We start from the raw sequence: 20,395 nt of genomic DNA, 5'->3' as shown, positions 1-20,395 counted from the left end.
AGAAAGGGATGAAAAACAACCTGAAAATGGCGAGAAACAGGGCAAAGCAGAAGTTAGTCGTGCAATTCTTTTTCTGAAGCATGGCAGTAGAAGTTACTAATGCAATCAACTAAATGAAAAAATTATGGCTGGTTTTGAAACAAAAGTGATTCTTTTTCCGTCTAATAAATAGAAACCAATTGATAAACAGAAAGAAAAGGGGTGAGAGTATGACGCTGGAGCAACTGGTAAGGCGTGCGCAGAGCGGAGATACGGAAGCTTTTTCTGAGCTGATGGAGCAGAGTATGCAGATGCTTTATAAAACAGCGCGGGCGATCTTATCGAGTGATGAGGATGCGGCGGATGCCATTCAGGATACCATCCTGGCAGCGTTTGAAGGACTTGGAAAATTGAAGAAGCCAAATTATTTTTCAACATGGCTGGTACGGATTCTGGTGAATCGTTGCCGGGATCAGATCCGGAAAAAGAGGAAGTTGATATATATGGATCAGATTCCGGAGCAGCCGGGTGTTGAAAGGGAATATGAAGCAGCAGAATGGAATTTGGTTCTGAAAAAGCTGGATGAAAAATATCGGCTGTTGGTCGTACTGCATTATGTGGAGGGATTTAATGCAAGGGAGATCAGTGAGATCCTTGATATTCCGGCGGCAACGGTGCGGACAAGGCTTGCCAGAGCAAAAAAATTATTAGCTGAGTATATGGAAGAAGGGAAGGAGGGAAAAACAGAATGAACAGAACGGAACTTCTTGAGAAACTGAAAAAAGAGATTGTGATTCCATCGCAAGTAAAGAAAAAGGCAGATCAGGCATTAGAAGAGATTCGGAGGCGGGGTACAGAATATACAGGAAGCAAGAATGTGACAGCAGAAGAAAAATCCACAGATAGAATCAAAGAAAGTATGAAAAGACAGAAAACCAGAAAGAAAAGAAGTCGGAAACGACTGATCCTGACAGTAGCAGCTGCAGTTCTGGCTGTTGGAGGAATCTGTCTGGCAGCGGTTTCGCTTGGAAAAATAGGACGAAGTACGGAAAAACAGATGATGTCTGGGCAGAAGACATATACAGAGCAGGACGGACGGGATCAGGGAACGGGAAAGCAAACAGAGGTATCTGAGAAGCAAACGGAAGTAAACATGCCGAAAGCGGGAAAAATGTCATTGGAAGAACGGGAGATTTTGTCACTTCCTGCACTAGTTGCGGAAGATCAGGGAATTACGGTGACGCTTCAGGATTGTATAGTGGATAATTATTGCCTTCGAATCACGTTTTCAGTGGCTGGATATGAGCAGCCAATTTTGGGAAGTCCGGCATTTGGCGAATCAGGCGGATTTCTGATCGACGGAGAAGTTCCGAAAGCCAGTGCAGGTTTTGAATTTTATAATGGAAGCTATACCGATGCGGAAGGAAGAATGCAGACCGATCCGGAGGTGAATAATTATCGTCTTTCGGATGGAACGATGGAATATGTGGTTACTATGCGGAGCCGGGAAAAAGGATATTTTCTCGGAAAGCGGGCACACCTGAAGCTTTGTGATCTGGGGCAGATTACCGAGAAAGCAGGAGTATTTGAAACGAAGATTTCCGGGACGTGGGAGTTTGACTGGATTCTTTCCGGGACGTCCGAAAGTATTGAAAAAGTGGATCTCAGTCTTCCTGTTGGGACATCCAGAGCAGTTTTGACAGGAGCAGAGATTTCCCCGGTTTCCGTATCCGTAACACTGAGTGCGGAGACAGAACAGAAGAATGAAGTGTATCGAACGGAGGACGGAGAACGGCAGGTCCATGTGACCAGGGATGCAGAAATCGGAGTGGTAGGATTCTGCATGAGCGATGGAACCATTTATGAACAATATCCTTTCGGTTCCGGAAGTGTGTTTATGCAAGATGGATCGATTCATGAACAGTGGATGCTGAACCGCATTCTTGATATTGATGAGGTACGCGGCCTGGTATTTCAGTACGTGGATTCTGATGGGAAAACGCAGATTGCACAGGTGGACATCTGGTAGGGGAAGAATAGAAATTCGGGACTGCGCGGATTTCGCCGGAGGAAGGATATTGCGGTGACCACGTTTCTGCTTGCCAATCCCACGGCTCTCGGTTACAATAGAAGTCATACTGAGAAAAGGATGGTATTTCTATGCGTGAACTGAAACCTCTGTCCAGAAAGAAGCAGTTCCTTCTTCTGGCACTGGTTCCCTTGTATTTTATGGTGATCGGACTGTTTTTGCAGCCGTTGTCCGGGCTGGGAAACGGACTTTTGACGATCCTTCGGGAGCCGGACTTCCTGATCACCGACTATTTTGTCAGTGGCGGTCCGGGGGCGGCACTGATCAATGCCGGTCTGGTAACGCTCCTGTGCCTTCTTATGGTCTACGGGCTGAAAATGGAGATTGATGGACATACCGTAACCTCCCTCTGCCTGATGTTCGGCTTTTCCCTGTTTGGGAAAAACCTGTTAAATATCTGGCTGATCCTTCTTGGCGTGGTGCTGTATTCCCGCTTTCATAAGGTTCCGGTATCTAAGTATCTGTATATCGGGTTCTACGGAACCAGTTTGTCGCCGATCATCACAGAGCTGATGCAGCTGGGACATTTTCCCATGCCGGTGCGCTTTCTTCTGGCGGCAGTGACGGGGCTTTCCATTGGTTTTGTCCTGCCTCCCTTGAGTACATACACCCATTTTGCCCACAACGGCTATTCTCTTTATAATGTAGGATTTGCGGCTGGGGTCATTGCCACAGTGGTCATGTCCTTATGCAAGTCCTTCGGACTTACGGTGGAATCGAGACTTTTGTGGTCTACGGAATACACAACGGTGTTTGCTGTGATCCTTGCGGTACTGTTTGTGAGTATGATCGTGGTAAGCCTCTTTCCGTCTCCGAAGGAAACCCTGCGGGGATATGTACGGATCTGGAAGGCGGAGGGACGCGGAGGAACGGATTATCTGAAGAGTGAAGGCGTCCGTCCGACCATGTTCAATATGGCAGTCAACGGCCTGTTTGCCATGGGCTTCGTGCTGGTGACAGGCGGAGCGTTAAACGGTCCCAGCATCGGAGCCATCTTTACGGTGGTGGGCTTCAGCGCCACCGGAAAACATCTGCGGGGCATTGCACCGGTCATGTTCGGAGTCTGGGCAGCAAGCCTTACGAAGCAGTGGAATATTTACGATCCGTCGGCGGTGCTGGCACTTCTGCTTTCGACCACACTGGCGCCCATCAGTGCCAAGTATGGTGTATTCTGGGGAATCGTTGCGGGCTTTTTACATTCTTCCGTTGCATTGAATGTGGGTATCGTGTACGGTGGCATGAATTTATACAATAACGGATTTGCCGGCGGTCTGGTGGCCATTTTCCTTGTGCCGCTGATCCAGTCGTTCCATGACCGCAGGGCAAGGGCGAAGGAAGAGATTTCTTTATAATAAGGTGGCTGGCTTTAACAGCCACAGAAGCATTCCATAACAGAAAACAAAAAGACACCCGGATACGATCAGGGAACCGAGGGGCGGAAGCGCAGAAAAAAAAGAAAGCGTTTCTGCTCCTTTTATGATTCCTGAGGAGATCAAGACGCAGAAGACCGGACGGAAGATCTCCTGAAAAAAGGAAAAGGAGAACAGCAGGCCTTTTCGGCAGAGAAACCGCAGGTGGCAGACCGTCAAAAGCAGTTCACCGGCAAGGAGACCGTAAAGATAGCCGCGGATCCCCAGAAACGGGACGATGAGCAGTACACAGGTAAATCGCAGTGTAAGACCGGCCAGGTTATGGAGAAAGGTGATTTTCGTATAGCCGAGTCCGTTTAAGATACTGGCCATGGTTCCGGAGACATAGAGAAAGGGACAGAGCCAGGCCAGGATTTTTAAGAGAATACCGGCAGTCTCGTTTCGGAATAAAGTTGTACCGATGGCGGTGCCGTAATGGAGAAACAATCCGCTAAAAAGGATCCCCAGGATCAGGCTGCACCGGATAGAAACAGAGGCGGAGGTGCTGATGCTGTCATAGGCCTGCTCCGACTGGGCTCTGGCGATGTGTGGAAGCAGCATGACGGATAAAGAGCCGGTCAATGCTGTGGGAAACAGCACAAAGGGAAAGGCCATTCCGGTGAAGACTCCGTAAAGACTCAGGGCATCGGAAGCAGACAGACCAAAAAGACGGAGTCTGGACGGGATCAGGATCGTTTCCGCGCTTTGCAGCAGGCTCAAAGAGATCCGGTTTGCCATGAGTGGAAGGGTGAGAAGAAGCAGGGAATGAAAAATCCCTGGCCGGGCCCTGCGGAAACGCTTCAGCGATCCGGAAGGCGTGGCTGTGCAGCCGGCTTTGAAAGCGTTCCGTCTGCGCAGCTCTGCAAGAAAGAAGAAAGAACTGGTGAGGAGCGCACCCATTTCTCCGGCGAAATGTCCCAGGGCAGCATAAACGGCGGTGATTTCTTTTCCGGTCTGCTCTGCGCGGAATAGGATGATCATGACGGTGCTGATCCGGACAAGCTGTTCCATGATCTGTGCAGAGGCAGGGATCGAGGCACGGCTCTTCCCATAATAATAGCCGCAGATACAGGAATGGACGGCGCTTAACGGAACGGACCAGGCCATGATCTTCAGAAGCGGACAGCATCGAGGATCCCCCAGAATGTGAGAAGCAATCCATGGCGCAGACAGAAACAGGAGCATGGATGCAGGAAAAGCAAGGGAAAGAGAGAGGAGCAGTCCGCATGCCAGATATCGCAGGCTGTGTCCGCCGCCAGGCTTCGGATATTCGGCAGCTACGAACCGGGAGAGTGCAGTCTGAAAGGAAGCGCAGCACAAGGAAAAACAGATACTGTAAAGAGGATAGACAAGCTGATAAAGCCCCATGGCCTCCGCGGTGAGCTTTCGGGACAGATAGATCCGGTAAAAAAAGCCGGCAAAACGGGCAGCGAGTCCGGAAGCGGTCAGCGTAAGCGTACCAAGGAGCAGGGAATGGTTCTGTTTGTCTGCGGACATGGAACTCTCCTGGTATCGTTATTGATAAAGTATATTGACAGGGGCTTGACAAAAATACCTTCCGATGGTATAGTGACACTGTCAGTCATATCATAGTAAAACGCTGGGAATTTGGAGATGGAAAGATGAAAATGTCAACGAAAGGCAGATACGGTCTCCGCGCCATGGTGGATCTGGCGATGACCAGTGAGAATGGTCCGGTATCGATCCAGTCCATTGCGGAACGGCAGGAGCTGTCGGAAAAGTATCTGGAACAGCTTCTGGCAATGTTAAAAAAAGCAGGACTGGTGAAAAGCATCCGCGGTCATCAGGGAGGGTATCTGATCAACGGAAATCCGGAAACGATCTCAGTAGGTGACATCCTGCGGGCACTGGAAGGAGATTTAACTCCGGTAGAATGCTCCGGTCTGGAGGAGGAATCCCCCTGTAAAGCGGCGAAGTCCTGTGTGACCAAGTATGTGTGGAAACGGATCAACGACAGTATGGAGGAGGCCGTTGACGGGATCACGCTGGCAGAGCTGATGGAACAGGGCAGATCCATACAGGCAGGAACGGAAAAACCAGAATAAGATAACATACATGGACCGGAGCTCCGGCCTCATGGAACACATAAAAGGAAAGAAGGATATGATTATGGAACAACATCTGATTTATTTGGATAATGCGGCAACGACAAAGGTAAACCCGAAGGTTCTCGATGCAATGCTTCCTTATTTTTGTGAGAAGTTCGGGAATGCTTCGCCGATCTACAGCCTTGCTGCGGAGAGTAAGAAGGCTATTACCGAGGGAAGAGAGCAGATCGCTCATGTTCTTGGCGCGGATCCCAGTGAGATTTATTTTACCGGCGGCGGCTCCGAGTCTGATAACTGGGCATTGAAGGCAACGGCAGAAGCCTATCAGAAAAAAGGAAAGCATATCATCACCACAAAGATCGAGCATCATGCAATCCTCCATACCTGTGAGTATCTGGAGAAGGAGCGGGGCTTTGAGGTAACGTATCTGGATGTGGATGAAAACGGTCTCGTAGATCTGGAAGAATTAAAGAAGGCGATCCGTCCTGATACCATCCTGATCTCCGTAATGTTTGCCAATAATGAGATCGGTACGATCGAGCCCATCGCCGAGATCGGAAAAATCGCCAGGGAGCATGGAATCCTGTTCCATACCGATGCGGTTCAGGCATTCGGTCATGTGCCGATCAAGGTTGATGAAATGAATATTGATATGTTAAGCTCCAGCGGCCATAAGATCAACGGGCCCAAGGGAATCGGCTTTTTGTATATCCGCAAGGGTGTAAAGATCCGTTCGTTCATTCACGGCGGTGCCCAGGAGCGGAAGCGCCGTGCAGGAACTGAGAATACACCCGGTATCGTCGGATACGGCATGGCAGCAAAGATCTGTGAAGATGTCATGGAAGAGCGCAACAAGAAAGAGATCGGACTTCGTGACCACCTGATCGACCGTGTTCTGAAGGAGATCCCTTATTCCAGACTGAACGGTGACCGTACCAGACGTCTTCCCAACAATGCAAACTTCAGCTTCCAGTTCGTGGAAGGCGAGTCCATGCTGATCATGCTCGATATGGCAGGAATCTGTGCATCCAGCGGGTCTGCCTGCACCTCCGGATCTCTTGATCCGTCTCATGTGCTTCTTGCCATCGGACTGCCTCATGAGATTGCTCACGGTTCCTTACGTCTGACTCTGGGCGAGGATACCACTCTGGAGGATATCGATTATACCGTAGATAAGATCAAAGAGATCGTAGCAAAGCTTCGCTCCATGTCTCCTCTGTATGAGGACTTTGTAAAGCACGGCGGCGAGCATAAATAAATTTAGAAACAACAGAAAACGGAGGAACTACCATGTATAGCGAAAAAGTAATGGATCATTTTCAGCACCCCAGAAATGTGGGTGAAATAGAAGGAGCCAGCGGTGTTGGTACCGTCGGCAATGCAAAGTGCGGAGACATCATGAGAATCTACCTGGATATTGATGATAACCAGGTGATCCGCGACTGTAAGTTTAAGACCTTCGGCTGCGGTGCAGCTGTGGCAACCAGCAGCATGGCAACGGAGATGGTAAAGGGAAAGACCATTTACGAAGCACTTCAGGTAACCAATAAGGCGGTTATGGAGGCACTGGACGGACTTCCGCCCGTAAAGGTACACTGTTCCTTACTGGCTGAGGAAGCGATCCATGCGGCGCTCTGGGACTATGCAGAGAAGCATCATATCAAGATCGAGGGTCTGGAAAAGCCCAAGAATGATATCAGCGAGGGCGAAGAGGAAGAAGAATACTAAGTATGGGAAAACAGAAAGTTGTGGTGGGCATGTCCGGCGGAGTGGATTCTTCGGTGGCTGCCTGCCTGCTCCTGGAACAGGGGTATGAGGTAATCGGTGTAACCATGCAGATCTGGCAGGACGAAGACCGGACAGTTGTCGAAGAAAACGGCGGCTGCTGCGGTCTTTCTGCCGTTGATGACGCAAGGCGTGTGGCGCAGCTTCTGGGGATCCCTTATTATGTGATGAATTTCAAAGATATTTTCCGGGAAAAGGTCATGGATTATTTTGTGGACGATTATCTCCACGGCAGGACGCCAAATCCCTGTATTGCCTGCAACCGTTATGTGAAGTGGGAAGCTCTTTTGAAGCGCAGCATGGATATCGGTGCGGATTATATTGCTACCGGTCATTATGCCCGGGTGGAGCAGCTGGAGAACGGCCGCTATGCGATCCGCAGTTCAGTAACGGCGGCGAAGGACCAGACCTATGCGCTTTATAACCTGACTCAGGATCAGCTGGCTCACACCTTAATGCCTGTAGGCATGTATGAAAAGGAGCAGATCCGGGCTATTGCGGAGGAAAAGGGACTTCCGGTGGCGAAAAAGCCTGACAGCCAGGAAATCTGCTTTGTGCCGGATAACGATTATGCCGGATTTATTGAAAAAACAACGGCCTGCCCGGTGCGAGGCGGAAATTTTGTGGACAGGGACGGGAATGTTCTCGGACATCATAAGGGTATTATCCATTATACCATCGGCCAGCGGAAAGGCCTGGGCCTTTCCATGGGACATCCGGTTTTTGTGACGGAAATCCGTCCGGAGACCAATGAAGTGGTCATCGGCGAGGCAGAGGATGTATTCACGGATACGCTTCGCTGCAGGAATCTGAATTTTATGGCGCTTCCGGATTTCCCGGAGGAAAAAGTCTTTCTCGGAAAGATCCGTTATGCCCATCAGGGAGCACCCTGCCAGGTGAAACGGATCGGAGAGGATATGCTGGAATGCAGATTTCTTACACCGGTGCGGGCAGTGACTCCCGGGCAGGCGCTGGTGCTTTATGACGGGGAGTATGTGGCCGGAGGCGGAACTATCATACGGGAGGAAAAAGAGTGAAAAAGCAGATCAGGAAAGGAACGGCGGCAGCCCTGCTTATGGTGACGCTTGTCTGTTCCGGACTTCTCGGAGGCTGCAGGACAGGTGCTTCGGAGACAGCAGCGGAAACGAAAAGCAGTGCGGTGACACTTTCACCGGCGGAAACAGGGGAAGAAACCGATGTATTGGAGACAATCGCAGAAGTAACCACAGAGACAGAGACGACAGAGCCGGAAACGACGGTTCCGGAAACCACGGAAGCTGTCTTTACTGATGTAGACGAAACGGTTTATGCCACGGACACGGTCAATATCCGTGCGGCGGCGGATAAAGCCTCGGAAGGACTGGGAAAGCTCCGCGCCGGTGCGTCTATCCGGCGGACCGGGATTGGTGAGGCCTGGAGCCGGGTGGATTATAACGGGCGGAACTGTTATATCGCCTCGGAATATCTGACTACGGAGGAACCGGCGGCTCCTGCTGTGATGCCCTCCGGCGGACAGGCCGGAACGGGGATCTACCACAGCGGCAGCGGTCCTCTGGTCTGCATTGATGCCGGTCATCAGGCAAAGGGAAACAATGAAAAGGAGCCCATCGGCCCGGGCGCATCGGAGATGAAGAAAAAGGTATCCTACGGAACAGCCGGATCGGTATCAGGCTGGGATGAATATGAGTTAAATCTGGCGGTTTCCCTGAAGCTGCGGGATGAGCTTCTGTCCAGAGGATATCAGGTTCTCATGATTCGGGAGACCAACGAGGTCAATATCAGCAATGCCGAGCGGGCTGCCATTGCCAACCAGGCAGGAGCAGATGCGTTTGTGCGGATCCATGCCAACGGCTCTGACAACAGCAGTAAGACAGGTGCTATGACGATTTGTCCGACCTCCTCGAATCCCTGGTGCAGCCAGATCTACAGTGCAAGCCGGAGTCTTTCCGATTGTATTGTGAACAGCATGACTGCCCAGAGCGGATTTCCGAATAACGGTGTCTGGGAGACAGATACCATGAGCGGGATCAACTGGTGTGAGGTTCCGGTGACCATTGTGGAGATGGGGTACATGAGTAATCCGTCGGAGGACGCTGAGATGGCAACAGCAGCCTGCCAGAACCGGATCGTTCAGGGAATCGCCAATGGCATTGATAATTATTTCGGAAGATAAAACAAAGAAAAAGTTTAAAAGGCTCCGGAGAAAATTCTCCGGAGCTTTTATAAAATATGCAAAGCTATATTTTTTATAAAAGGGAAATCAGTGCATCGACATCTTCTTCCCTGGTGGCCCAGCTGGTTGCAAACCGTACAACCGTGTGGGTCTCGTCATAAGCTTCCCAGAAGCTCATGACTACTTTGTTTTCCAGACGGCGTTTCTGTTCATTTTCCAGAATTACGAAAATCTGATTAGTCGGCGTGTCCAGCAGCAGATGATAGCCCCTGGAAACGAGGGCTTTTTTTAATTTCTGCGCCATGAGGATGGCATTTCTTCCGTTTTCTTCGTAAAGACCATCGGTAAACAGGGCATCAAACTGGACGCCCAGAAGCCGGCCCTTGGCGAGAAGGGCTCCCTGCTGCTTGATCAGGGTAAGAAAATGAGAAGGAGCATGCTCCGGAAAGACAACGGCTTCCCCGCAGAGGCCACCGGATTTTGTCCCGCCGATATAAAAGACCGAGGCCAGCTTTGCCAGCTCCGGAAGGGACAGATCCGATTCGGGACTTGCCAGTGCACAGGCCAGGCGGGCGCCATCCACATAGAGGGGAATTCCGAAGTGGCGGCAGACCCGGGAGATAGCGGTCATTTCAGCCCTGGAATACAAGGTTCCGTATTCCGTCGGATGAGAAAGATAAACCATGCCTGGAAAGACCATATGCTCATGATTGGCATCGGCAAAAAAGGAACGAAGATAAGCCTCCAGTGTATCAGCCTCCAGTTTTCCGTCCTTTCCCGGAAGGGTTAAGACCTTATGACCGGTATATTCGATGGCTCCGGCCTCATGGATACTCACGTGTCCTGTATCTGCGGCAACAACGCCCTCATAGCGCTTCAGCAGGGAGCCGATGACAACAGCATTTGTCTGGGTCCCGCCCATAAGAAAATAGATATCGGCATCCGGGCAGCTGCAGGCGGCACGGATCTTTTCCTTTGCTGAGGCGCAGTAGGGATCGGAACCGTAGCCGGAAAGTGGTTCCAGATTGGTTTCAAGCAGGCGCTCCATGATTTTCGGATGGGCACCCTCACTGTAGTCGTTCTCAAAATAAAGCAAAATCATATCCTCCGATAAGGGTTAGCGTATGCCGCCGGTGGTACAGAACACCGGAAGAGCTGTGTAAGAGCAGAATCAACGGCGGCATCAGAATCGATTATAGAAAAAAGAAAATCGGTTGTCAACTTTGTGGGAAGCAGGTATAATAAAAATATTATGAAAAATCTCAGAGGAAAAAATTTAACCAGTTCAAAACAATATAATCGGGGACTTCTGCTTCAGCTCATTGCTACCGGTGCGGCGGATAAGCGCATGGAGCTGGCCGGGATCACAAGGCTGACCAAGATGACCATCAGCAATATCATTACCGAGTTCATGGAGCTGGGGCTTGTAGAAGAAAGTGAGATGGAGTTCACCGAAAGCTGCGGCCGTAATCCGGTGCGGCTTCAGATCGCGAAAAAGGCGCCAAAGCTTCTGGGACTTCTGGTTTTCCGGAGTCGTGTGGAGGGTGTCATCTGTGATCTCAGCCTGAACATTCTTCACCGGGAGTGTATCCGATTTGACAGCCTGACCGCAGATGAGCTTGTGAAAAACTGTAAAACTGTGATCGATAAGCTGCTTTTCAAAGAATCCAATATTCTCGGAATCGGGATTTCTGCCATTGGTCCGTCGGATTTAAACCGCGGTATGATCTTAAATCCCACCCGGTTTTATGGAATCCGGAATGTGCCGATCCTGGAGCTGGTCCGTGCCAGCTATCCGTATCCGGTCTTTTTTGATCATGATAATAACGGAGCAGCGCTGGCGGAAAAGCTGTACGGACTGGCAAAGAAGACGGAGGATTTTATTTTTGTAGGTGCATCCGACGGAATCGGTTCCGGAATTGTAAGCGGCGGTCATCTGTACCATACAAGCTGTGGGATCGCCAGTGAGATCGGCCATATCACCATTGACCGGAACGGCCCGGTCTGCAGCTGTGGAAACCGGGGATGCCTGGAGGTTTATGCCAGTACCTTTGCGGTGCTTGGGCGGCTTCGGAAGGCAACGGGACTTGATCTGGATTTTCAGCAGTTCTGCGCCCTGGAAGGAAATGCGGCGGCTGATCAGGTGTTTTCGGAGGTCATGGAGGAAATGGCTATCGTTCTGACCGGAGTGGTCAATCTTCTGGAGCCGCAGATGATTATTCTGGGGCATGACTGCATCGACTGGAAAGAGCGGGATGTAAAACGGCTGGAAATGCTGATCAATGAGCACAGCATGATCCGCGGAATTCAGAGTGTTTCGGTTAAAAAATCCTATTTCGGAAAAAATGCGCTGGTGCTGGGCGCGGCATCCATTGTAGCAGATCAGATATTCAGCGGAAAACTTTTGTGGGAGTAAGAATGTTAAAGAAATTTATTGGATATATCATGCAGAGTGTCGCCGGAATGATTGGAATTTCCATATATGTTCTGGCGGACACTTTCTTTATTTCTGTCCAGTCCGGGACAGATGGCCTGGCGGTTTTAAATCTGATTTTGCCAGTTTACGGTGTCATGTACGCGATCGGCGCCATGATCGGAATTGGTTCCGCGACCCGTTACCGGTTAAACAGGGCGAAGGGAGAGGCTTCGGACCGGTATTTCGGCCAGTCGCTGGAGTGGAATCTGCTGTTTTCGGTACCGTTCATGCTGTGCGGACTGCTGGCGGCAAAGCCGCTTATGGAGCTTCTCGGTGCAGATGAGAGACTGACAGCTCTTGGAATTCCGTATCTTCGCATCGTGCTGTCCGGAGCACCGTTTTTTATGTGTAATTATACGTTTACGGCCTTTGCCAGAAACGATCATGCGCCTGCTGTTGCCATGTGGGCGTCCATTGCGGGCAGCATGTTCAATATTGTCTTTGACTATGTGCTGATGTTTCCTATGGGGATGGGGTTTGCCGGGGCAGCTCTGGCAACGGCACTCAGTCCTGTAGTGACTATGGCAGTGTGCTCCGTTCATTTTCGGAGCCGGAGAAGTCAGGTGACTGTCCGGTTTACAAAACTGTCAGCGTCCGGGCTGGTTTCCTGCTGTAAGCTGGGGATTTCCGCATTTGTAGGAGAAATCTCCTCGGCAGTCATTACCATCGTGTTCAATATGCTGATTTTGGGACTGGCCGGAAATGTGGGCGTTGCGGCTTATGGTGTGGCAGCGAATATTTCTATGGTAGGAATGTGTATTTTTAACGGACTTGCCCAGGGAACACAGCCCATGATCAGCGACTGCTACGGAAAAGGACAGCAGGATATGGTAAAGAAACTTCTGACCGGGGCCCTGGCTATCTGCGGTGCGCTGGAGCTTCTCATGGTGGCCGCGATCTGGCTCTGGACAGATGGAATGGTTGGCATTTTCAATACCGAACAGGATCTGAAGCTTCTGGCCTATGCCCACACAGGGCTCCGCCTTTATGGTCTCGGATTTCTGGCAGCCGGAATAAATATCCTGCTGGCAGCATATTTTTCTGCTGTGGATCATGCAAGACCGGCAATTGTCGGCTCTGTCCTGAGAGGCGCTGTGGCAATCACCATCTGCGCCATTGTGTTGTCCAGAATCTTTGGGCTGAACGGTGTCTGGCTGTCCTTTTTGTGCTCCGAGGTGATCACCCTGGCGGTGATCGGAGTTCTGGCAAAGCTGGAAAAACAAAAAGTGCCGGAGAAGCGGAACGGGATCACGGAATAAAATTCAAGAAAAGATTTTTTGAAAAGCACGGCAAACATATTGACTTTTTTATGAAAATTAGTATAATAAATTTACAAATAAGAATAAAAGAAACGATTGTTTCAGAAGGAGGATATTGGTGATGAAGAAAGAACGAATTATCATGGGTGCAGATCCTTTTGGTGTAGAGTTAAAGAATACGGTAAAGGAGCACCTGGAAAAGCAGGGGTATGAAATTGAGGATATTTCCGGACCCGATGGGCTGGATTATGTAGAAGTCGGAAAGCAGGTTGGAAAGGCCATTTCCGAGAAGAAATTTGACCGTGGTTTTATTTTCTGCGGCTCCGGCATGGGCGTAAATATTGTGGCAAACAAGTTTAAGGGTGTGTACTGCGGACTGTGTGAGAGTGTGACAACGGCAAGATTGTGCCGGATCATCAACAACTGCAATGTTCTTTCCATGGGTGGACTGATCACCGGAAAGTACCGTGCGGTTCAGATGGCGGATGCGTTTATGAATGCGACCTTTACGGAGGGCTTTGATCCGGCAGATCCGGCATTTTTGAAGGATGCTTACGAGCGGGTGCAGAAAACCGAGCAGGAGCTTTAGAAAGCAGAAGAAGGAGGAAGAATCATGGCAGGTGTGGCAGTTGCGGGAACTCTGGTTGCCGATATTATTAAAATGATCGATCTTTATCCGAAAAAAGGAATGTTAGCGGACATTTCGTCTGTGACTTACGGGATCGGCGGATGTGTTTCCAATACAGCTGTTGGCGTAAAGCGTCTGGATCCGTCTATTGAGGTGAAGAGTATCGGGCTCACGGGAAATGATGATACGGGAGCCTTTTTAAAGGAGAAGCTGAGTGAATATGGGATCGATGTTTCTCTGGTTCAGGAAACCGACCGCGAAGTGACAGCGTTTTCGGATGTGATGACGCTGGAGGGGACCGGAGAGCGGACCTTTTTCCATAACCGGGGAGCCTGCCGTCTGTTCGGGCAGGAGCATATGCGGCTGGAGGAACTGGATGCGGAACTGGTGCTTTTAGGCTACGGCGGACTTCTGGATGCCCTTAACCGGCCGGATGAACAGTACGGAACTGCCATGGCAAGGCTCTGTCATGATATGAAGGAAAAAGGAATCATGACGGCCATGGATGTGGCCAGCATCAACGATGCGGCAGAAATGCGGCGTCTGGTGCTTCCCTCTCTGCCTTATATTGATTATCTGATCGTCAATGAAACCGAGGGCGGTATGCTGGCGGACATCGAAGCAAGAGATGAGAACGGTGCGCTGATCCCGGGAGCCATGGAAGCGACCGCAAAGAAGTTAATGACAGCAGGTGTCAGGGAGGCTGTAGTGGTTCATGCACCGGAGGCTGGCTGCGGCGTGGATAAGACCAGAGCATACTGTGAGGTTCCGTCACTGAAGCTGCCGAAGGGCTATATCGTAGGAGCAGTCGGAGCAGGAGACGCATTCTGCGCCGGAGTGCTGTATTCCATTTATCGGAAGCTGCCAATGGAGGAAGCATTGAAGATTGCAGCAGCCTCCGCAGCGGCAAACCTTTCCGCGGGTGATTCTGTCAGCGGACTTCGAAGCATCGAAGAAACAAAGAAGCTGTATGAACAGTATGCGGCGAAATAAGGAACGCCTGGTTTTAACTGTCAGGTGCAGGACTGCACATAAAAAAACAGAAATGCGGTTATATGTTTGAGTCCCGAATTCAGTCGGCTGACCAATCCCCATAAGAGCAGGGAACGTCAGCCGGCTGAATTCTGTTTGTAGGATTTTTTATTTTACAGGAAAGTTCGTCCTGTGAAACAGAAAATCAGAGAAAATCATCTATCTTGTAAATTTAGTGGATTTAACTTGATAAAATGATCAAGATAGCTTATAATAGTAGCAAGTCGATTTCATATACGTTTCTGAGCAGATGATGATAATACATTTGCTTTCTTTTTATATCTATTAAAGAATCTGAAATTCTCTATTTTCCCAATTTAGCATAAAAATATAAAGCAAATTAAGAGAGAGGCTATTAAAATGAAAAAAGAGAATATTGTAATAATCGGGATGGGATTTTTAGCAACCTATGTGATGCCCTGCTACAAAAAGCTTCTTGGAGATTCCATCAGCACCCATGTGGTCGGTATCAAGGGAAGTGAGCGGGGATTAAAGGAAAAACAGGCAGAATGCCCATTCCCGGTCCAGGCAGGAGGGGTTCGTGAAGCACTGGAGGCCAAAAGACCGGATCTGATTATTCTGGCAGTGAAACCAAATCAGATTGCAGAAATGACAGAGGGAACGCTGAAGCCTTATTACGAAATGCTCCGGAAACAGGGGGAAGAACTTCCGGATCTGTATTCCTTTGCACCGAATCCACCGGTAAGCTATTACTATGATACGCTTGGAGAGGATGTCAATGCAGCAAATCTGCTCCCTAATATGATGAGTATGATTGAAGGCCATGATGTATCGCAGACAGGAGTGTCGTTTGCAGCGTTTGATCCCAGAAGAATCTGGCCGGAGGACAGGAAAAAGAGGGCACTGGAGTTTTTAACGCCAACGGGAACCGTGATTGAGATTGCCGGGAATAAGGCAAATTCGTTTTTAGCGCTGCAGGTTGCCTGCCATCTGATGTTCGAGTTTAATTATATCGCCCAGGATGTGGCGAAAAAGCATGGGATGGTTCTGACACTGGAACAGACGGCCTCTGCATACCGTGCATTATGGCATAAATATTTTCATGATCCCTGCGTGGAGGTGCTGCCCTGCAGTGAGAATGCGGTTTCCGATGAAACGTTGAAGGAATTTATGGAGCTGGCAGAGCGATCCTGGTATCAGGGAGTTCTTCGGTTTGCGCGCAGTGTGGAGATTCCGGAGGAAGCGGCAGAACGGATGGTAGGCGGCAGCATTGAGGTGATCCATATGGAGGCACAGCTGGAGCCGAAGGAGGTATTGCTTCAGGATACGAAGAATCATGCGACACCGGGCGGATATCTTGAAATGTGTATGATTGCATTTCAGAAGGAAGGGTATGCGTATATAGAAGCTCAGATGGATCGATGGATGAATGGAGACAAAGATCCCGGAATCCGGGAAAAAATAGAAGAACTTGGATTTTTCGTGGCAAAAACCATTTCAGATCATGGAGAGACGGTGAGCGGAATCAAGTGAAGGGGATAATGAAGAAGGAGAGAAAATGAAGAAGGAGAGAAAATGGCAACACTGAAAGATGTGGCGAGGCTGGCCGGAGTATCGGTTTCAACGGTTTCCAGAGTTGTAAATGAGAGTTCACTGGTTGATCATGCAACCAGAGAAAAGGTTAATCATGCAATTAAAATGTTGAATTACAAGCCGAATCTTGTCGCATATGGCCTGCGGGTAAAGAACAGCCGGCTGCTTGGCCTGATTCTTCCGGAGCTGGGTCATGAAGCATACGCGGAGATTGCACAGTATGTTGAAGCTGCCAGTGAGGAGAGAGGGTACAGCGTGCTGATCGGACTGCATCGGAATGATTGTAACCGGGGCAGGATGCTGATTGATGGATTTCAAAGAAGAAGTGTGGACGGAATTATCATACAGCCGGTGATCGATGTGCAGAACATATACAGTACCCTGAGAGAATATACAACCGTTCCTATGGTATTGTACGGGCATAGCTTCAGTAATCATCAGATGGGAACGGTTCAGTTTGATAATTATCGGGCCGGATACATGGTGGCGGAATATTTTGCGAAGCTTGGACACAGGCATGTGGCCTGTACGATAGGACCGCAGGGAATGGAATATTTAAGAGAGCGGTTTTGTGGATTCCGGGACGGCCTGTCAGCGCATCAGATTGGAATTCAACAAAGGGACATTATTGAATGTGATTTTAACTATCAGGTTCCCGGCAAAATCAGCGGACAGGAGGCGGTTCATAAGCTGATCAATGGAAGATCACAGGGACAGATTCCTACGGCGATCTGGGCCCATAATGACCTGATCGCGCTGGGGATCATAAAAGAATTGAAAAATTTCGGAATACGGGTTCCTGAGGATATTTCGGTGGTTGGCATGGACAATATGGCACTTACCGATATGGTGTATCCGCCGCTGACGACCATTGCACAGCCGAGAAAAGCTATGGCTGAAAAAGCAGTTAGGATGATCATCCAGGAAATCGAAATGAAGGACAGATATCAGGTGGAAAATGTAAAAATGGAACCGGAGCTGATCATAAGAGAATCCACAGCGAGCTGCCGTGGTGAGAAATAAAGGGAGGGATTGTGATGAAAACTATTTTATGCTTTGGAGATTCCAATACATGGGGATTTGTTCCGGTGGAGCGTACCCGCTATGGCAGGTCGGTTCGCTGGCCCGGACTTATGGCTCAAAAACTGGGAAAAGACTATCATGTAATTGAAGAGGGGCTGAATGGACGTACGACCGCATTTCAGGATTACCTGGAGCCTTATCGCAACGGACTGGATTATGTGGCGCCCTGTATTATGACTCATGCGCCGTTTGATCTGGTAATTGTTATGCTTGGAACAAATGACACGAAGTGCAGATATCAGGTTTCTTCCGGAGAGATTGCCAATGGAATGAAAAATCTTATAAAAAAACTGCGCTTTTACTATCCGACAGAATATTATGAGCTGCCGAAAATTCTGATTGCAGCACCGGCGCCGCTTCGTACAGCACCGGACAATATTTCGTTTGATGCAGAGTCCTGCCGGAAAATCCGGGAACTGCCGATGAAGTACAAAGATATCGCCAGGGAATTAGGGTGTGCGTTTTTTAATGCACAGGAGGTCCTTACAGAAGAAGATCTTGGAGGGGATGGCCTGCATCTTCTGCCGCAGGGGCATCAGAAGCTGGCGGAAGAATTTACGAAAAAGGTGACAGAGCTTCTGGGTTAAAGGGCGTTATCTGCAGGAGGAAATACTGAAAAACGGAGTACTGAAAAACGGAACCGGAACGGTTTCGTTTTCAGAAGCTCCGTTTTTTTGTTATTTTACAGGAACGTAGGCCCTGTGAAATAGAAACCCAAAAACAGAACGGCGAATGAGAAAAAGATACTATGATAACGTTATCATAATTCATAAGATAAAAAATAACAATGCGATAAGAAAACACAACTAAAATTTAGTGAATTACTTTTTACTATTAAGAGAGTAAAAAGTAAAAAGTGAATAAAAAGACTAAAATAGCTAAAGACTCAGGAGAAGAGGGGAAAAATGACGAAATAAACAGGGCAAATTGTTAAAAACAGAACAAAAAATTGGTGAATAATTACAAAAAAAGAAAAGGATATTGACGTATGATAACGATACCATTATAATGGAAACATAAATCAGGTGAATTTGTTTGTGCATAATATTCAAGCGTAAAACAATAAACCAAAATTGATTTATAATACTTGCACAAACACAAGCAGAAAGGGAAAAGAGAGGAAAAAGAGAAAGGAGCAGCGAAAAGGCAGAAGAAAAAGATATGAAATCGATGTCATTGAAATAACTTGGATCAAAAGGATTATATTTGAAATGTAAGGAGGAGGAGCGAGTGTTTTTTCAGCAGTTATTTAACGGAATTACCATCGGAGCAACATACTCGCTGGTAACAGTAGGATTTCCATTGTGTACAGTGTGCTGGAATTGGTAAACTTTGCACATGGTTCCTTTTATGTGATGGCAGGGTATCTGGTGCTGACCATGTATTCATTTATGGCATTGCCGTATCCGCTCTCACTGATTGCGGAAATGGTTGTAACCGGTCTTTTTGGTGCAGCTATGAATCAGTTTATTCTTGCTTACTGTGCAGCGGATCGTTTCTGCAAGGCAATTGACCAGTTTGGTCCCGATGATAAGGAAACTCTTCGCGCTTACTTAAGAGACGGTGAGCAGGAAACCGCACTTGGAACACTGACATTCGTAGATGGTGATGCAGATCGTCCTACCGTTTGGCTGAAGTATGACAAGGATGCAAGTGCATTCAAGGCAGTGACCGAGATTTCTGCAAATAAGTAAGAGATAACAGGGGAAAAACATGAAAAAAGAAAAGATTGTAATTATCGGAATGGGGTTTATTGCAACCTTTCTCATGCCCTGTTACAGGCGGCTTTTAGGGGATGCTCTCAGCACGAATGTGGTCGGGATCAAGGGCAGTGACAGAGGCCTGGCGGAGAAGCAGGCACAATGTCCGTTTCCGGTGATCGTCGGAAGGGTGCGGGAGACTCTGGAAGAGCAGCGGCCGGACATTATCATTCTGGCAGTAAGACCCCATCAGATCGCGGAGATGACGGAAAAGACGCTGGCACCTTATTATGAGATGTTAAGAGAGAAGAGGGAAGTGCTTCCGGATCTGTATTCCCTTGCACCGGATCCTACGGTGGATTACTATTATGACGTTCTCGGCGGGGATGTGAATTGTGCAAATCTGCTCCCCAATGAGATCGATCAGATTGCCGGGAAGGATGTGTCCGGTGTTGGCGTTGCATTTATTTCTTTTGATCCCCGGAGGGAATGGCCGGCGGAGAAAAAGAAGCGGGCACTGGAGTTCATGATTCCCAGTGGTACCGTGGTTACGGTTGATGCGGACAAGGCAATTCCGTTCCTGTCGCTGCATTCGTCCAGTCATCTGATGTTTGAGGTGAATTATCTGATAGAGGATGTGACGGCAGCGTGTGGAAAACGGGTTCCGCTTACCGTATCCGGAAGTGCCTTCCGAACCGTATTCCGAACATACTTTAATGACCCGTCGGTGGAAGTGATTCCATATGAGAAGGGTGGAATCGATGAAAACCTGGCGGAGTTTATGGATGTGCTTTTGCGGTCCTGGAGAGCGGGGGCTCTTCGGTTTGCCGCGGAGGAAAAGATCCCTCTGGCGGATGCGGACCGGATGCTTTGCGGAAGCATTGAAACGTATCTCATGGAGGCACAGTTAAAGCCCAGAGAGGAGCTCATGAAGGATACCAAAAATCATGCAACTCCGGGCGGATTTCTGGAAAAGTGTCTGACCTCGTTTGCAGAGTATGCAGATGGATATCTGAAGGAGCAGATTGGGAAATGGCTCCATGGGGAGAAGGATGAAGATACTGGTGCGAAGATCGAGGAGATTGCCTATACGATCATAAAGGCAGTTTCTGATCATGGGAAAACCATCAGTGGGGTGAAATCATAATGCTTCACAGGA

At 49.0% G+C, this 20,395-nt stretch carries 19 protein-coding genes; 17 read left to right on the top strand and 2 right to left on the bottom strand.

Going from position 1 to position 20,395, the window contains the following annotated elements:
• Nucleotides 1–209: 209 nt before the first annotated feature.
• The 3 genes from ACTQ3K_RS01910 to ACTQ3K_RS01900 all read left to right on the top strand — a co-directional run bounded on the left by ACTQ3K_RS01910 (nucleotide 210) and on the right by ACTQ3K_RS01900 (nucleotide 3,420).
• A complete protein-coding gene (locus ACTQ3K_RS01910; protein WP_441565190.1) occupies nucleotides 210–731 on the top strand; it encodes an RNA polymerase sigma factor in 522 nt (173 codons plus the stop codon).
• Nucleotides 728–2,008, top strand: coding sequence for a hypothetical protein (locus ACTQ3K_RS01905; RefSeq protein WP_441565188.1), 1,281 nt, complete (start codon nucleotides 728–730; stop codon nucleotides 2,006–2,008). Before ACTQ3K_RS01910 ends, ACTQ3K_RS01905 begins: the two co-directional genes overlap by 4 nt.
• A 131-nt stretch (nucleotides 2,009–2,139) precedes the next feature.
• Nucleotides 2,140–3,420: a DUF1576 domain-containing protein gene (locus ACTQ3K_RS01900; RefSeq protein ID WP_441565186.1), complete on the top strand. Its 1,281-nt coding sequence runs from the start codon at nucleotides 2,140–2,142 to the stop codon at nucleotides 3,418–3,420.
• On the opposite strand, the gene ACTQ3K_RS01895 is transcribed toward ACTQ3K_RS01900, so the two are convergent.
• Nucleotides 3,415–4,974, bottom strand: coding sequence for an oligosaccharide flippase family protein (locus tag ACTQ3K_RS01895; RefSeq protein WP_441565184.1), 1,560 nt, complete (start codon nucleotides 4,972–4,974; stop codon nucleotides 3,415–3,417). The genes ACTQ3K_RS01900 and ACTQ3K_RS01895 overlap by 6 nt on opposite strands.
• A gap of 125 nt (nucleotides 4,975–5,099) precedes the next feature.
• Here ACTQ3K_RS01895 and ACTQ3K_RS01890 point away from each other — a divergent pair, with 125 nt between their 5' ends.
• The 5 genes from ACTQ3K_RS01890 (at nucleotide 5,100) to ACTQ3K_RS01870 (ending at nucleotide 9,504) form a co-directional block, all read left to right on the top strand.
• Entirely contained in the window at nucleotides 5,100–5,543 is a 444-nt protein-coding gene (locus ACTQ3K_RS01890) for an RrF2 family transcriptional regulator (RefSeq protein ID WP_441565182.1), read from the top strand.
• A gap of 64 nt (nucleotides 5,544–5,607) precedes the next feature.
• Nucleotides 5,608–6,804 (top strand): cysteine desulfurase NifS, encoded by a 1,197-nt coding sequence (nifS, locus tag ACTQ3K_RS01885; protein ID WP_441565180.1) that lies wholly within the window; start codon nucleotides 5,608–5,610, stop codon nucleotides 6,802–6,804.
• Between the two features lie 32 nt (nucleotides 6,805–6,836).
• Nucleotides 6,837–7,274, top strand: a complete 438-nt coding sequence (gene nifU / locus ACTQ3K_RS01880; protein WP_441565178.1) for a Fe-S cluster assembly scaffold protein NifU — start codon at nucleotides 6,837–6,839, stop codon at nucleotides 7,272–7,274.
• Nucleotides 7,275–7,276: 2 nt separating this feature from the next.
• Nucleotides 7,277–8,368: a tRNA 2-thiouridine(34) synthase MnmA gene (gene mnmA / locus ACTQ3K_RS01875; RefSeq protein ID WP_441565176.1), complete on the top strand. Its 1,092-nt coding sequence runs from the start codon at nucleotides 7,277–7,279 to the stop codon at nucleotides 8,366–8,368.
• Nucleotides 8,365–9,504 carry an N-acetylmuramoyl-L-alanine amidase gene (locus tag ACTQ3K_RS01870; protein ID WP_441565175.1) on the top strand — a complete coding sequence of 380 codons (1,140 nt, stop codon included), beginning with the start codon at nucleotides 8,365–8,367 and terminating at the stop codon, nucleotides 9,502–9,504. The genes mnmA and ACTQ3K_RS01870 overlap by 4 nt, the downstream gene beginning before the upstream one ends.
• Nucleotides 9,505–9,577: 73 nt before the next feature.
• On the opposite strand, the gene ACTQ3K_RS01865 is transcribed toward ACTQ3K_RS01870, so the two are convergent.
• Nucleotides 9,578–10,600, bottom strand: coding sequence for a threonine aldolase family protein (locus tag ACTQ3K_RS01865; RefSeq protein WP_441565173.1), 1,023 nt, complete (start codon nucleotides 10,598–10,600; stop codon nucleotides 9,578–9,580).
• A 156-nt stretch (nucleotides 10,601–10,756) separates the two neighbouring features.
• On the opposite strand from ACTQ3K_RS01865, the gene ACTQ3K_RS01860 reads away from it, so the two are divergent.
• The 9 genes from ACTQ3K_RS01860 (at nucleotide 10,757) to ACTQ3K_RS01820 (ending at nucleotide 20,383) form a co-directional block, all read left to right on the top strand.
• The gene (locus ACTQ3K_RS01860) at nucleotides 10,757–11,920 is read left to right on the top strand and encodes an ROK family protein (RefSeq protein WP_441565171.1); all 1,164 of its coding nucleotides are present in this window, start codon (nucleotides 10,757–10,759) and stop codon (nucleotides 11,918–11,920) included.
• 2 nt (nucleotides 11,921–11,922) lie between these two features.
• Nucleotides 11,923–13,239, top strand: a complete 1,317-nt coding sequence (locus ACTQ3K_RS01855; protein ID WP_441565169.1) for an MATE family efflux transporter — start codon at nucleotides 11,923–11,925, stop codon at nucleotides 13,237–13,239.
• A 121-nt stretch (nucleotides 13,240–13,360) separates the two neighbouring features.
• Nucleotides 13,361–13,828, top strand: a complete 468-nt coding sequence (locus ACTQ3K_RS01850; RefSeq protein ID WP_441565167.1) for an RpiB/LacA/LacB family sugar-phosphate isomerase — start codon at nucleotides 13,361–13,363, stop codon at nucleotides 13,826–13,828.
• A gap of 24 nt (nucleotides 13,829–13,852) precedes the next feature.
• Nucleotides 13,853–14,860 (top strand): carbohydrate kinase family protein, encoded by a 1,008-nt coding sequence (locus ACTQ3K_RS01845; RefSeq protein ID WP_441565165.1) that lies wholly within the window; start codon nucleotides 13,853–13,855, stop codon nucleotides 14,858–14,860.
• Between the two features lie 399 nt (nucleotides 14,861–15,259).
• Nucleotides 15,260–16,393, top strand: a complete 1,134-nt coding sequence (locus ACTQ3K_RS01840; RefSeq protein WP_441565163.1) for a hypothetical protein — start codon at nucleotides 15,260–15,262, stop codon at nucleotides 16,391–16,393.
• A gap of 42 nt (nucleotides 16,394–16,435) precedes the next feature.
• Complete coding sequence (locus ACTQ3K_RS01835; RefSeq protein WP_441565161.1) at nucleotides 16,436–17,476, top strand: LacI family DNA-binding transcriptional regulator; 1,041 nt, start codon at nucleotides 16,436–16,438, stop codon at nucleotides 17,474–17,476.
• Nucleotides 17,477–17,490: 14 nt separating this feature from the next.
• On the top strand, nucleotides 17,491–18,123 hold the full coding sequence (locus tag ACTQ3K_RS01830) for an SGNH/GDSL hydrolase family protein (RefSeq protein ID WP_441565159.1): 633 nt from the start codon (nucleotides 17,491–17,493) through the stop codon (nucleotides 18,121–18,123).
• 717 nt (nucleotides 18,124–18,840) lie between these two features.
• A complete protein-coding gene (locus ACTQ3K_RS01825) occupies nucleotides 18,841–19,230 on the top strand; it encodes a hypothetical protein (protein ID WP_441565158.1) in 390 nt (129 codons plus the stop codon).
• A gap of 19 nt (nucleotides 19,231–19,249) precedes the next feature.
• Nucleotides 19,250–20,383 (top strand): hypothetical protein, encoded by a 1,134-nt coding sequence (locus tag ACTQ3K_RS01820; RefSeq protein WP_441565156.1) that lies wholly within the window; start codon nucleotides 19,250–19,252, stop codon nucleotides 20,381–20,383.
• Nucleotides 20,384–20,395 lie beyond the last annotated feature (12 nt).

The organism is Candidatus Paralachnospira sp. LCP21S3_A2, assembly GCF_052118925.1.
Taxonomy (GTDB): domain Bacteria; phylum Bacillota; class Clostridia; order Lachnospirales; family Lachnospiraceae; genus Lientehia.
The sequence above is the reverse complement of the archived record's forward strand: the minus strand, read 5'-3'. Positions and strand labels throughout refer to the sequence as shown.